Raw genomic sequence first — 12,892 nt, 5'->3', positions numbered from 1 at the left:
GCCGCGTGTCATCCGGCGGCGAGACGCGCGTCGACCCGGGGGAGGAGCCGGTCGACGGCGCGGATCGTCCGGGGCGTCGACTACTACACGAGCATCACCATCAGAAGCTCCGCGGGCCAGCTCTACGGCATCAGCCCGCGCTCCTGGAAGCCCTGAGCCCCGTCGGATCCCTTGCCGGCTGGTCTAGAGTCTGCCGGTGACCGTCGCGCGTTCGCTTCTGTTGTTCCTGGTGGCCGCCGTTGCCGAGATCGGCGGGGCATGGCTGGTCTGGCAGGGGGTGCGGGAGCATCGCGGGCTGTTGTGGGCAGGCGCCGGGTTCGTCGCGCTCGGGCTGTACGGGCTGGTGGCCACCTTTCAGCCGGACGCCCACTTCGGGCGCATCCTCGCCGCCTACGGAGGCGTCTTCGTGGCGGGGTCGCTCGTCTGGGGCGTGGTCGTGGACGGGTTCCGGCCCGACCGCTGGGACGTGATCGGAGCGGCCGTCTGCGTGCTCGGCGTCCTCGTCATCATGTACGCGCCGCGCGGCTGAGACGCGGACCGGCGTGGGCCCGGACCACCGGGCCCACGCCGGGGGGCGTCAGCCGGCGAGGGAGGAGATGGCGCCGGCCTCCTCGGAGGTCATCGTCCAGACCCTGCCCGCGTTCGCAGTGATCTGCTCCGGACTGGTGGCGCCCGCGATGACCGAGGCCACGGACGGCTGGGCCAGCAGCCAGCCGATCGCCAGCTCGACCACCGTGTGCCCGCGCTCGGCGGCGAACGCCTCGAAGGCCTCGACCTTGGTGAAGTTCTCGCCGGTCGCGAGGCGGGCGGCGCGGTCGGCGTTGCCCGCGAGGCGGCTGCCGGCCGGAAGCTCCTCACCACGGCGGTACTTGCCGGTCAGCATCCCCGAGGCCAGCGGGAAGTACGGGACGACCCCGACGCCGGCCGCCGTGGCCGCCGGCACGACCGACTCCTCCACGTCGCGGGACAGCAGGCTCCAGTGGATCTGGGTGCCGGTGAACCGCGTCCATCCCTTGCCGGTGGCCACGTCCTGCGCCCGCTGGATCTGCCGGGCCGAGAAGTTCGAGGACGCGACGTGCAGGACCTTGCCCGCGCGCACCAGCTCGTCCAGCGTCTCCAGCACTTCCTCGATCGGCGCGTCAGGGTCGGGGAAGTGCTGGTAGTAGAGGTCGATGCGGTCGGTGCCGAGGCGGCGCAGGCTGCCCTCCGCCGACCTGCGGATATGGTCCGCGAGCGCCCCCGGCCGGTACTGGCCCTCCCGGGGCGGGAACTTGGTGGCGATCACGACGTCGTCGCGGCGGGAGGCGAGGGCGGCGCCGAGGTACTCCTCCGACCTGCCGCCGCCGTAGATCTCGGCGGTGTCGAAGTGGGTGATGCCGGCGTCCAGGGCCGCGTGCACGACCGCGGCGGCGGCGTCCGCGTCGAGACGGGACCCGAAGTTGTTGCACCCGACGCCGACCACCGACAGTTCGGGTCCGCCGTCACCGAGAACACGCTTGTCCATGAAACCAAGCCTCCCAATCCACTACGCATCATGACATTCCAGACATGTCGCCCACGCTGGGGGTCCCACGGCAGAACACCGAGGACCCGTCAGGCGAGCAGGGGCTCCAGGCGGGCGGCGACCTCGCGGTACCGGGACACGGGGACCAGATGTACCCCGTCGAAGGCCCCGGAGTCACGGATGGCCAGGATGTGCTCGCAGGTGGCCTCGACTCCGGCGAGCCGGTCGGCGGCGACCTTACGCACAAGATCGTCCGGGATGTCGATGTCGGGGATCGCCGCCGCCAGACGTCGCGCGTGCGCCTCGCTGGCGAGGACCATCACCCCCGCGTACACGGGAACGTCCACCGGATTGGCCTCGCGCCACCGCAGCAACGCCTCCAGCGAGTAGCTGACCTGCACGAACAGGAAGTCGGCGCTGCGCTTCCACGCCGGCAGCGTCCGCAGGCCCGCCGCCGCCCCGGCCTGGAAGGGCGCGATGCCCGCGAACGCGGGATCGTCCGGCAGCCCGCGCACCTCGTCGATCATCGCCCGTACGCTCAGCTCGCCCGTCCTGCCGCCCGCGGCCGGCTTGTCGCCGTAGACGAACAGGAACCGGTCGACCCCGTAGGCCGCCGCGGTGAGCAGGTCGCGCCGGAAGCCGAGCAAATTGCGGTCCCGCGCGTTGAGGCACGCGATGCTGCGCCCTCCCATCGCCCCGACCTCGTGCGCGACCGCCACGCTGGACACCGTGGCACGCCCGATGTGGTTGTCGGGCACGAGGAAGGTGTCCGCGACCTTGCTCAGAGTGCCGATCTGGTGCCGGACGTGCATCAGGTCCGGCCGGGTGGGAGGCTCGATCTCACATACGATCTGGAACGCATGATCGGTCATTCCTTAAGCCTAGGCGTGCCTCCCCGTCGCGTCCCGCTGGGACGTTCGGTGTCAGGCGACGAGCCGCGCGGTGATGGCGGGCCCGTGCTCATGGATCCAGGCCTCGGCCCTCGGCAGCCGGTCCTTCGCGCCCTCGTCCCAGAACCGCCGGAAGACCGGGTCCACCTCGGCGGCGGCCCGCATGTTCACGTGGAACCGGCCGATCATACGAGCCGCCGCCGGCACCAGCACCTCGCGCTGACGCCCGGTCATGCCGTAGGCGTCGGCGAACAGGGCGACGCGGCGGGGGACGTCGAGGTCCGCGTACGCGGGCGACCTGTCGAGCGGGTCGAGCAGCGGCGCCCAGTAGTAGAGGGCATTGGCCAGGTCGTCGACCCTGCTCGTCGGCTTGGCGAGGTCGAAGTCGATCAGCGCCGCGGGCAGCCCGCCGCGGAAGACGACGTTGCCGGGGCAGTAGTCGCGGTGCCCGACCACCTGGGGCTCCCCGTCGGAGGTGGCGTTGGTGTTGCGCCTCCCGGGAGTTCCTCCCCAGACGGCGTCCCCGGGCGGCGTCCACCCCTGCGCGGCGTCGTGGAGCCGGCGGACGAGCCGGGCCAGCTCCACCAGGACCTCCTCGCGCGCGGTGTCCTCCGTGAGGGGCTCCCGGGGGACGTCTCCGGGGACGAACGAGAGCACCTCGCGTCCCTGGTCGTCGTAGCCCAGCGGCTGGGGGGCGTCCGCGAAGCCCGCCGCGCGCAGGTGCGCCAGGTATGCCTGGACCGTCGCCGTGAAGGGCCGGACCGGGCGCCGGACGGTCCCCGCCACGCGCACGATGCCCTGCGTGACACCGTCCCCGGCCAGCGCCTCCTCGACGCCCGCGCCCCTGTCCTCGTACGTACCTGCCATGGCCCCTCCGCCGCCGCCGGAAACCGTTCACGGTAGCGAACCGAGCGCTCAGACGAGGGTCTCCGGGGCGGGAAAGCGAGCCTGGCCTGCTCACGAACAGGGAAGTACTCAGGGCCGCTCATTGCCTTCACGGCTTCGCCTATGACAAGGCGGGGGAGGTGGTTCCTCCCCCGCCGTGGTCGATCGTCAGGCGTACTGTTCGAGTTCTTCGGGGGTTTGGTCCACGTAGCCCTGGCTTACCTCGAGGATGACGCCGTCGGGGTCGCGGACCCAGACGGTCTTCCAGCCGGGGATGTACTCGTCGAACTTCAGGGGGCCCAGGGTGATGTGGGCGTCGTCGCCGGCGAGGGCGAGGAAGGTGTCCACGTCGTCCACCTGGAACGCCAGGTGGCGGGCGACACCCGGAGTCGCCGGGCCGTCGTTCTCCGCCTCGGGGGCGGGGGCGGCCGCGGAGGGGAACAGTTCGAGCAGGGCCTCCCCGCGGCGCAGGAAGATGATGCGCGTGCCCTCCGCGTCCGCGACCCTGGCCCGCCGGAACCCGAAGTAGCGGGTGTAGAACTCCTCCGTGGCCTTCTGGTCGCGGCAGTTCAGTCCCACGTGCGACCAGCGCATCGTGCCGGGCGGCGTGTCGGGCGCCATATCGGGCATGGTCACCGCCTCACTTGCCGAGGATGGGCGCGAACGGCACGCTGTCGTGGAAGTTGGACATGTAGGAGATGAGGCCGTCGGTGACGACGAAGTAGTTGCAGACTCCGGCCTCGATGGACTCCCCGCCGACCGTCATGGCTGAGATGTGGGAGACGACGGCCGCCTGCTCCCCCTCCACGACGACGTGGACGGGCTTGTTGGCGAAGGAGGCGTACGTCTCGGGGAAGCCCTTCATCATGCCGCGCAGGGTCTCGCGGCCCTCGACGTGCCCGGCGAGCTGCTCGTCCATCACCTGGTCGGGCGCGAACAGGTCGCACCAGGTGTCCCACTCGCCGGCGTTGGCGAGCTCGTAGTAACGGGTGATCACTTCTCTGGTTTCCACGGTGTTCCCTCAGGAGACGGGGGCGCTGTCCTGCACCCAGGTGGGGAGAGGGACGTCGATCTGGCGGAGCAGGGTGAGCAGGTCGTCGACCGCCCAGCGTTCGGCGAAGCGGCCGTCCTCCACGCGCCAGAGCTCGTGGGTGTACCACTCCAGGGCGTTGCCGGTGGCGGCGACGCCGAGGAAGTCGCCCACGTGGCGGCCGGTGAGCCGGATCCGGGTGAAGACGCGGTCCCCGGTGGCGACGATCTCCTCGGGGTGGGCGACCATCTGCAGGGCGTCGATCACCGCGCCGAGGTTCGCCTGGTAGATCGACAGTCCCTCGACGTCGACGAGCCCGGGGTGGTGGTCGACGAAGTCCTCGGTCATCACCTCGTCGAGCCGGTCGAGTTCCCGCGCGTTGAAGAGCTGCGCGAAACGCTGGTAGAGAAGCTCGCTCATGCCGACTCCGTCCTGCCGAGCACGAGGTCGGCGGCCTTCTCGCCGATCATGATGCACGGCGCGTTCGTGTTGCCCGCGACGATCTGCGGCATGATCGAGGCGTCGGCGACGCGCAGCCCCTCCACGCCGTAGACGCGCAGCTGGTCGTCGACCACGGCGCCGTCGCCGGAGCCCATCCGGCAGGTGCCGGTGGGGTGCCAGAGCGTCCCGGCGTTCCGGCGGACGTATTCGGCCAGCTCGGCCCGTCCCGTGACCCCGGGCCCGGGGGCGATCTCCTCCTTGACCAGCCCGGACATGGCGCTGGTGGCGGCGAGCGCCCGGGACAGCTCGATGGCTTCCAGGAAGCACTCGAGGTCGGCCGGGTCGGTCAGGTAGCCGGGCTGGACGATCGGCAGCTCGGACGGGTCGCCGGACCTCAGCGACACGGTTCCCGTGCTGCGCGGCTGGATGATGACCGGGGCGAAGGTGAAGCCCGGCCCCTCGCGGTCGTACGCGGGGGAGACGAACTTGATGCTGCCGAACGCCATCTGCAGGTCCGGCGGGCGCTCGCTCGGCTGTCCGCCGGTGTGGGTGAAGAAGCCGGATTCGGCGATCAGCGTGGGGACGAACGGGTGCTCTTTCCTGCTGAGGTAGCAGACCCCGACGACCATGTGGTCCTGGAGGTTCTGGCCGACTCCGGAGAGGTCGGAGACGACCTCGATGCCGTGCTCGCGCAGCCGCGCGGCCGGGCCGATGCCCGAGAGCATGAGGATCTGCGGGGAGTTGAACGCGCCGCCGCAGAGGATCACCTCACTGCCGGCGTACGCCTGCCGCGTCGTCCCCCCGGTCACGTACTCGACGCCGGCGGCGCGGCCGTTCTCGACCAGGACCCTGGTGACGAGGCTGTCGCTGCTCATCGTGAACCGCTCGTGGCCGAGGACGGGCCGGATGTAGCCGGTGGCCGTGCTCGACCGCTGGAGGTCGTGGGTCTTGCTGGTCTGGTAGTAGAAGATCGTGTCGTCCTGGTCGGCGGCGGCGTTGTAGTCGAACCGCGGTCCCTTGTCCTTGAGGCCGACCTCGCTCCCGGCGGCGAAGAGCCGGGTGGAGACCGGGCTGGGGCGGTTGTGGTACAGGACGCTGATCGGGCCGCCGGCGCCGCGGTACTCCGAGGGGCCGTCCTCGAAGTCCTCCAGCCTCTTGAAGTACGGCAGCAGCTCCTGGTACGACCAGCCCTCGTTTCCGAGCGCGGCCCAGTTGTCGTAGTCGAGGCGGCTGCCCCGCACGTACAGCATGGCGTTGAGCGAGCTGGAGCCGCCCCACACCTTGCCGCGCGCGATGGGCACCGTACGGTCGTGGAGCGCCGGCTGCGGGGCGGTGACGTAGCCCCAGTCGATCTCGCTCGGGCCCCAGAGGGAGACGGTGGAGGGCACCTTCTCGTCGTGGATCTCCGGCCTGTCGTCGGGGCCTCCGGCCTCGATCAGCAGCACCGTGGCGTCACTGCCGGTGACCAGCCGGTTGGCGAGGGCGGCTCCGGCCGAGCCGGCGCCGACGACGATGTAGTCGTACGCGTCCCCGCTCATGCTCCCGCGTCCCGCTTGATGAAGTCGGCGGCCCGCTCGGCGACCATGACCACGGCGGTGTGGCAGTTGCCGGTGGTGACCTCGGGCATGACGGAGGCGTCGGCGATGCGCAGCCCTTCGACGCCGTACACGCGCAGCTCGGGGTCGACGACCGCGAGCTCGTCGGTGCCCATCTTGCAGGCGCCGACGTAGTGGTAGTACGAGCCGAGGTTCTGCTTGACGAACTCGGTGACGTCCTCGCGGCTGGACACGGAGTCGCCGGGGGTGACCTCCTTGACGCCCCACTCGGCGAACGCGCGCGTGCGGAACAGGTCGCGCGCGAGCTCGAACGCGTCGACCATGCGCTCCCGGTCCGAGGGGTGCGACAGGTAGCGGGGGTCGGCGAGGGGGGCGGCGAGCGGGTCGTCGCTCGCCAGCCGCAGCGTGCCGCGCGCCAGAGGGCGGACCAGGCCCGGGATCATGGTGACGAGCTGCGGGTTCGGCTCGGGCTGGAACTGCGCCCTGTGGACGAAGCCGATCTGCAGGTCCGGCAGGGGCCAGCCGCCGGAGTTGGCGAACAGGCAGACCTCGGACATGTTCATCGCGGGGTCGGGCGCGGCCCGGTCGGTCATGTTGACCGGCGCGACGATCAGCACGTGGTCGTGGTAGTTCTCGCCGACGCCCGGAAGGTTCAGGCGGACGTCGATGCCGAACTGCTTGAGGTGGCTCTCCTGGCCGATTCCGGACAGCATGAGGAGCTTGGGGGTCTCCAGGCCGTTGGCGCAGAGGATGACCTCGGAGTTCGCGCGGGCCTGTACGGTCTCGCCGCCGCGCACGTACTCGACGCCGACCGCGCGGTCGCCCTCGAAGATGAGCCTGGTGGCGCGCGAGTCGGCGCTGAGGGTCAGGTTGGGGCGTCCGAGGGCGGGCAGCAGGTACGCCTGGCGCACGCCGAACCGCTTGCCGTCCTTGATGTCCAGGTGGTGCCACCCGGCGCCGGTCAGGTCGGCGTTGAAGTCCTCGGTGGACGGGTGGCCGAGCTCGGCGGCCGCGTCGAGGAACGTCTGCGACAGCGGGTTGGGGCCGTGCCTGCCCGCGTTGATGACGTTGACGGGGCCGCCGGTGCCGGCGGTCGGGTTGGTCCGGTCCTCCTGGTTCTCCAGCTTCTGGAAGAACGGGAGGACCTCCTTCCAGGACCAGCCGGTGGCGCCGTGGTAGGCCCAGTTGTCGTAGTCCATCTGGTGACCACGCAGATGGATCATGTGGTATAGGTTGCTGGAGCCGCCGATGCCCTTGCCGGCGGCCTGGTAGACCTTGCGCCCGCCGAGCGCTTCCTGCTCGGTGGTCCAGTACACCCAGTCGATGGGGGTGAAGTGGTGCTCGGCCCAGCGGTATGGAATGTCGACCGTGGTGGGGATGGTGTCCGAGCCGGCCTCCAGCAGCAGGACCGTCGCGTCCCGCGTCTCGCTGAGCCTGTTGGCGATCACCGAGCCGGACGCGCCCGCGCCCACCACGATGTAGTCGTAGGTCGTCACGTCGCTACCTCACTTCTCCGCCGGCGACAGCGGGTTCAGCGCGCCGACGTAGTACTTGACGATGGCCAGGCCGTCCGGCGTCTTCGCCAGCTCCCAGACCTGGGTGACGCGGAAGCTGCTGCGGCTCCCGTCGGAGGTCGAGGTGGCCGTCCAGACGACCTGGACGTCGACGTGGACCGTGTCGCCGTCGTCACGGGCGTCGAGCCGCTCGACCACGTGGGTCTGATCGGTGAAGGACTCGCCGACGACGGCGTACCAGTCGCGGAAGTCGTCGTGGCTGCGTAGCGTGCGCTCGGGGAAGGCCATCTCGAGGTCCCGGTCGACGACCAGGGGAAGCAGCCTTTCGACCGGCTCGTGGGCGCTCAGCCGGTCGAACCACTGCCGCGCGAACTCGGCGGTCTCCGCGTCCAGCGCGAACTGATTGGCTGGCATTATGCCACTCCCTTGATTAGAACGGAATTTGATTATTAAGTCGGAATTGCGCCTTTGGGGCGTCCCGACAGAAAAGCGGGAGCGCACTCGGATCAATGCACGTAGTGCCGCGCGGTGACTTGACACAGTGCCCTTGCGTTTCCGTGAATCCGGTTCTCCCGCCGATACGGGTCCCCATAGCCTCGGCGCGTAGGTGAATGTCCGTTAACGAGGGAGACCGCCCATGCGAGCTCGATCGATCGCGGCCGTGCTGCCTGGGGGTGAGGCCCGTCACCCTGTGCTTCTGCTGGCCCTGGGCACCTTCGCCCTGGGCACGGACGCCTTCGTGATCAGCGGTGTGCTGAACGAGGTCGGACGCGATCTCGGCGTTTCACTCGGAGTGGCCGGACTGCTCATCACCGTGTTCTCCGGCGTCTACGCGGTGTCCGCTCCGATACTCGCGGTACTAACCGGGAATATGTGCCGCCGGCAGGTGCTGTTGTTGAGCCTCGCGGTGTTCATCGCGGCCAATGTGCTCGCCGCCGCGGCGCCCAACTACACGGTGATGGTCATCGCCCGGGTGGCCGCCGCGATAGGCGGCGCGATGTACACCCCGGTGGCCGTGAGCGTCGCCGCGACGCTCGCCGCGCCGTCCGAGCGGGGCCGCGCCCTCGCCGCGGTGGCGGCCGGCCTCACCGTCGCCAACGCGCTCGGCGTGCCGCTCGGCACGCTGATCGGACACGCGGTGCAGTGGCGGATGACGTTCGTGTTCGTGGCGATCCTCGGCGTGGTCGCCTACGTGGGTCTCGCCCGCGCCCTGGAGACGATGCCCTCGCCGGGCGTCGCGTCGCTGCGCCGGCGCATCGCCGTGGCCACACTGCCCGGGGTGCCCACCACCCTGCTCGGCACCTCCCTGGCGATCTGCGGCATCTTCACGCTGTACACCTACCTGACGTGGTTCGCCGACCAGAGCGCCGGCGTCGGCGGTGGCGCCATCACCGTCATCTACCTCGTCTTCGGCCTCCTGGCGGTGGTGTCCAACCTCACGGCCGGGGTGCTCATCGACCGCACCTCCCCGACGCGCGTCGCGCTGCTCTCGATCACCGGGCTGGCCGTCGTCTACACCGGCCTGTCGGTGTTCGCGGGCGCCGGGATCTCCGGCACCGCCGCGGCGGTCACCCTCGGCGGGCTCGTCGCCGTGTGGTCGGTGATCGGCTGGCTGTTCAACCCCTCCCAGCAGCAGCGCCTGCTCACGGCCGCGGGCCCGCAGGGGACGATCGCGCTCTCGCTGAACGCGTCGGCCCTCTACACCGGGCAGGCCGTCGCCGGTGTCATCGGCGGGCTCATGCTCAGCCACGGCCCCGGCCGGCTCGCCCTCGCGGCCGCCGCCTGCGAGGTGCTCGCCGTCCTGGCCCTGGCCGCCTCGGCCATGGCGGCACGGCGGACCGCCGTGGTCCCCGCCCGGCCGTTCGCCACCCCCGTCCCGTCCGCGCCCGAGTCCTAGGCGCCCTAGAGGCGTCCCGCAACGAGTTCCTTCCTTCCAAGAGGAGATGAACCGACGTGCATGTCACCCCGACACACCCCCGGGCCCTCACGCGGCCGTCCATCGCCACAGGCCGCCTCTTCATCGGCGGCCGATGGCGGGACGCGGCGGACGGCAGGCTCATGTCGACCGTCGATCCGGCGGACGGCTCCGAGGCCACCCGGGTCGCATGGGGGACGCCGGCGGACGTGGACGCCGCGGTGGCGGCGGCGCGCCAGGCCTTCGACAACGGACCATGGCCCCGGATGCCGGGACACGAGCGCGCCCGCGTCCTGTACCGGCTGGCCGACCTGATCGAGAGGGACACCGAGGAGCTCGCCCTCCGCGAGACCGTGGACATGGGCAAGCCCATCGCGTTCGCCCGCCAGGAGGACGGGCCGTTCGTCTCGATGGTCTACCGCTACTTCGCGGGCATCGCCTCCCAGCTGTCCGGCGCGACCCGGAGCACGGCGACCCCGACGTTCACGTACACGCTGCGCGAGCCGGTCGGCACGGTCGCGGCGATCACGCCGTTCAACTACCCGCTGATCCTGTCCACGGCCAAGATCGCGCCCGCGCTGGCGGCGGGCAACACCGTCGTCCACAAGCCGGCCGAGACGACCCCGCTGTCCGCCCTGAAGATCGCGGAGCTGTCCGCCGAGGCGGGACTGCCCGAGGGCGTGCTCAACGTCGTGACCGGGCCGGGCCCGGAACTCGGCCAGAGGCTCGTGGCGGACCCCGCCGTGGACATCATCGCCTTCACCGGGTCCACCGGCGTGGGCCGGGCGATCATCCGCTCGGCCGCCGACACGCTCAAGCGCCTTCAGATGGAGCTCGGCGGCAAGTCGGCCGACATCATCTTCGCCGACGCCTACCTGGACCAGGCCGTCCAGCACGCGTTCTTCGGCATCTTCTACAACAAGGGCGAGATCTGCACGGCCGGGTCGCGGCTGCTCGTCGAGCGCCCGATCTACGAGGAGGTCACCGCGCGGCTCACCCGGATGGCCGCCGACCTCCTGCCGGGCGACCCGCTCGACCCGGGCACCGTCTTCGGGCCGCTCGCCCACCGCGGCCAGTACACCCGCGTGCAGGAGTACGTCGAGATCGGCCTGCGCGAGGGCGCCGAACTGCTCGCCGGCGGCTCCCCGTACCACCCCGAGGGGCTGGAGGACGGGTTCTACTACCTGCCGACGATCTTCGGCAACGTCGCCAACTCCATGCGCATCGCGCAGGAGGAGATCTTCGGCCCGGTCCTCGCCGTCATCCCGTTCGACACCGAGCAGGAGGCCGTCGAGATCGCCAACGCCTCGCAGTACGGCCTGGCGTCCGGCGTGCACACCTCCGACGTCAAGCGCGCCCACCGGATGGCGCGGGCGCTGCGGGCGGGCACGTGCTGGATCAACACCTACAACCAGTTCGATCCGGCGATCCCGTTCGGCGGGTACAAGGCGTCCGGGTTCGGCCGCGACTTCGGGCCGGAGACCATGGAGAGCTTCACACAGACGAAGTCGGTGTGGGTGGACCTCACGGAGTGACCCACCTCCCGGCGGCCGGGCCGGCGCCGAGTTAACTCAATAGATAGGGGTTGACCCGGTGTTCGCCGGGCAGGAGAGCGGCGCGCACCGGCTCTCCTGCCCGGCTCACGCTCGTACTGTCCTGGTCAAGGATTGGTCACGGTCGCAAGTGGCATCCGGAGTGCCACCACAAACAGGCTCTGTCCACCCCTGTCCCGCTGCCACAGGCTTGTGGCGAACGCGCTTCGAAAGCGGATGGGGGTGTACGCAATGACCTCAGCCACTGCCATATCGACTAGAGAGGCATCGCCGGCACACGTTGTGGAGCTGGCTTCCTTGTGCCGGGATCTTTTCTCCTCTTTCACCAGGTCTGATCAGCGACGTTGGGGGGAGGTGTACGTTCGCGGGCTGCTGTCGGTGCAGGGCAGGAAGTCCATCCGGCGCATGGCCGAGCAGGTCGTCGGCTGGGAGGCCGAACAGTGCCTCCAGCAGTTCGTGAACCAGAGCCCCTGGGACTGGGTGCCCGTGCGGCGCCGCCTCGTGGAGCACGCGATGCCGGCCATCCAGCCGAAGGCGTGGGTGGTCCGGGAGGCGGTGATGCCCAAGAACGGATCCAGCTCCGTCGGCGTGGACAAGCAGTACGCCCACTCCATGGGACGGATGATCAATTGCCAGATGGGGCTCGCGGTGTTCCTGGCGGGCGACTCGGGCGCCATCCCGGTGAACTGGCGGCTCCTGCTGCCACGCTCGTGGGACGACGACCCCGCCCGCCGCAGCCGCGCGCACCTGCCCGCGGCCGAACGGCACCGCTCGCGGTGGGACCTGCTCCTGGACGCCCTCGACGAGATGACCGGGACGTGGGGCCTGACCCCCGCGCCGATCCTCGTCAACGCCTGCCACACGGCTCAGGTCGAGCCGCTGCTGGCGGGTCTGGAGGAGCGCGGCCTGCGCTACGTCGTCCAGGTCACCGAGGGCACCCGGGTGGCCTGCGGGCCGCGCGCCCGGTGGTCGGCCACGCTCGGCGAGCTGGTCGCGCAGCGGGCCAGGCACGACGCCGTCATGCTGAGCCGCAGGGACGACCTGAACGCCACCACGTCACGGTTCGTGGCGCTGCCCCTGACGGAGCTGGCGGGGCTGTACGACATCGGGCCCGGAGGCCCGTACCGGGGTTCGCGCCGGGTGCTGGCCGAGTGGCCGGTCAGCCAGCCGGACCTGCGGGCGATCTGGCTCACCAACCTGAGCGGCTCGCGACTGCTCGATCTCATCAGCCTGCTGCGCCTCGGCCACCGCGCCGACAACGACCTCGCCACGCTCGGCGACGGCTTCGGGTTGCGGCACTTCGAAGGCCGGTCGTTCCGCGGCTGGCACCACCACGTCACCCTCGTCTCGGTCGCCTTCGCCTACCGCCTCCTGCGGCGGCTGGAGGAGCGTGATGAGGCCGATCTGCGCCTGTGGTCGCGCGTGTGACACCGGACCACGACGGCGGCCGCACGGCCGCCCGCTCGACCGCCGTCGGCGCGCCTCACCTGGCGCGGCCGGCGGCGCCGGCCCCGGTGCCGGAACTTACGTGCCGGCACTGACGCCGTCCGTACGCCTCGGCCTTCCCCGTCCCGGCGGATCCGCAAGGAACCGCGGGGATCAGG

General features: G+C 70.8%; 13 protein-coding genes. 4 read left to right on the top strand and 9 right to left on the bottom strand.

Annotated features, from left to right (window positions below):
* The first annotated feature begins 196 nt into the window (after positions 1-196).
* Positions 197-529, top strand: a complete 333-nt coding sequence (locus tag DQ384_RS36245; protein WP_114033399.1) for a YnfA family protein — start codon at positions 197-199, stop codon at positions 527-529.
* A gap of 48 nt (positions 530-577) precedes the next feature.
* Here DQ384_RS36245 and DQ384_RS36240 read toward each other — a convergent pair whose 3' ends face one another.
* From DQ384_RS36240 to DQ384_RS36200, 9 genes are all read right to left on the bottom strand, one after another.
* Positions 578-1,504, bottom strand: a complete 927-nt coding sequence (locus tag DQ384_RS36240; RefSeq protein ID WP_114033398.1) for an aldo/keto reductase — start codon at positions 1,502-1,504, stop codon at positions 578-580.
* 89 nt (positions 1,505-1,593) lie between these two features.
* Complete coding sequence (locus tag DQ384_RS36235) at positions 1,594-2,376, bottom strand: methylenetetrahydrofolate reductase (protein ID WP_114033397.1); 783 nt, start codon at positions 2,374-2,376, stop codon at positions 1,594-1,596.
* 51 nt (positions 2,377-2,427) lie between these two features.
* Positions 2,428-3,261, bottom strand: a complete 834-nt coding sequence (locus DQ384_RS36230; protein WP_114033396.1) for a phosphotransferase enzyme family protein — start codon at positions 3,259-3,261, stop codon at positions 2,428-2,430.
* A 186-nt stretch (positions 3,262-3,447) separates the two neighbouring features.
* Positions 3,448-3,900 carry a VOC family protein gene (locus DQ384_RS36225; protein ID WP_220183327.1) on the bottom strand — a complete coding sequence of 151 codons (453 nt, stop codon included), beginning with the start codon at positions 3,898-3,900 and terminating at the stop codon, positions 3,448-3,450.
* A 19-nt stretch (positions 3,901-3,919) separates the two neighbouring features.
* Positions 3,920-4,291 (bottom strand): nuclear transport factor 2 family protein, encoded by a 372-nt coding sequence (locus DQ384_RS36220; RefSeq protein ID WP_114033395.1) that lies wholly within the window; start codon positions 4,289-4,291, stop codon positions 3,920-3,922.
* Positions 4,292-4,300: 9 nt separating this feature from the next.
* Positions 4,301-4,729, bottom strand: a complete 429-nt coding sequence (locus tag DQ384_RS36215) for an ester cyclase (RefSeq protein ID WP_114033394.1) — start codon at positions 4,727-4,729, stop codon at positions 4,301-4,303.
* Positions 4,726-6,288 (bottom strand): GMC family oxidoreductase, encoded by a 1,563-nt coding sequence (locus DQ384_RS36210; RefSeq protein ID WP_114033393.1) that lies wholly within the window; start codon positions 6,286-6,288, stop codon positions 4,726-4,728. The genes DQ384_RS36215 and DQ384_RS36210 overlap by 4 nt, the downstream gene beginning before the upstream one ends.
* Positions 6,285-7,802 carry a GMC family oxidoreductase gene (locus DQ384_RS36205; protein WP_114033392.1) on the bottom strand — a complete coding sequence of 506 codons (1,518 nt, stop codon included), beginning with the start codon at positions 7,800-7,802 and terminating at the stop codon, positions 6,285-6,287. Before DQ384_RS36205 ends, DQ384_RS36210 begins: the two co-directional genes overlap by 4 nt.
* A gap of 9 nt (positions 7,803-7,811) precedes the next feature.
* Positions 7,812-8,234: a nuclear transport factor 2 family protein gene (locus tag DQ384_RS36200; RefSeq protein WP_114033391.1), complete on the bottom strand. Its 423-nt coding sequence runs from the start codon at positions 8,232-8,234 to the stop codon at positions 7,812-7,814.
* A 223-nt stretch (positions 8,235-8,457) separates the two neighbouring features.
* Between DQ384_RS36200 and DQ384_RS36195 the strand changes: the two genes are divergently transcribed.
* From DQ384_RS36195 to DQ384_RS36185, 3 genes are all read left to right on the top strand, one after another.
* Positions 8,458-9,717 (top strand): MFS transporter, encoded by a 1,260-nt coding sequence (locus DQ384_RS36195; RefSeq protein ID WP_114033390.1) that lies wholly within the window; start codon positions 8,458-8,460, stop codon positions 9,715-9,717.
* Positions 9,718-9,773: 56 nt separating this feature from the next.
* Positions 9,774-11,270: an aldehyde dehydrogenase family protein gene (locus tag DQ384_RS36190; RefSeq protein ID WP_220183326.1), complete on the top strand. Its 1,497-nt coding sequence runs from the start codon at positions 9,774-9,776 to the stop codon at positions 11,268-11,270.
* Positions 11,271-11,519: 249 nt separating this feature from the next.
* Positions 11,520-12,716, top strand: a complete 1,197-nt coding sequence (locus tag DQ384_RS36185; RefSeq protein ID WP_114033389.1) for an IS701 family transposase — start codon at positions 11,520-11,522, stop codon at positions 12,714-12,716.
* Positions 12,717-12,892: the final 176 nt, after the last annotated feature.

The sequence above is a fragment of the Sphaerisporangium album genome, assembly GCF_003323745.1.
Taxonomy (GTDB): Bacteria; Actinomycetota; Actinomycetes; order Streptosporangiales; family Streptosporangiaceae; genus Sphaerisporangium; species Sphaerisporangium album.
Note: the sequence above shows the minus strand (reverse complement) of the source record. Positions and strands in the feature narration are given on the sequence as shown.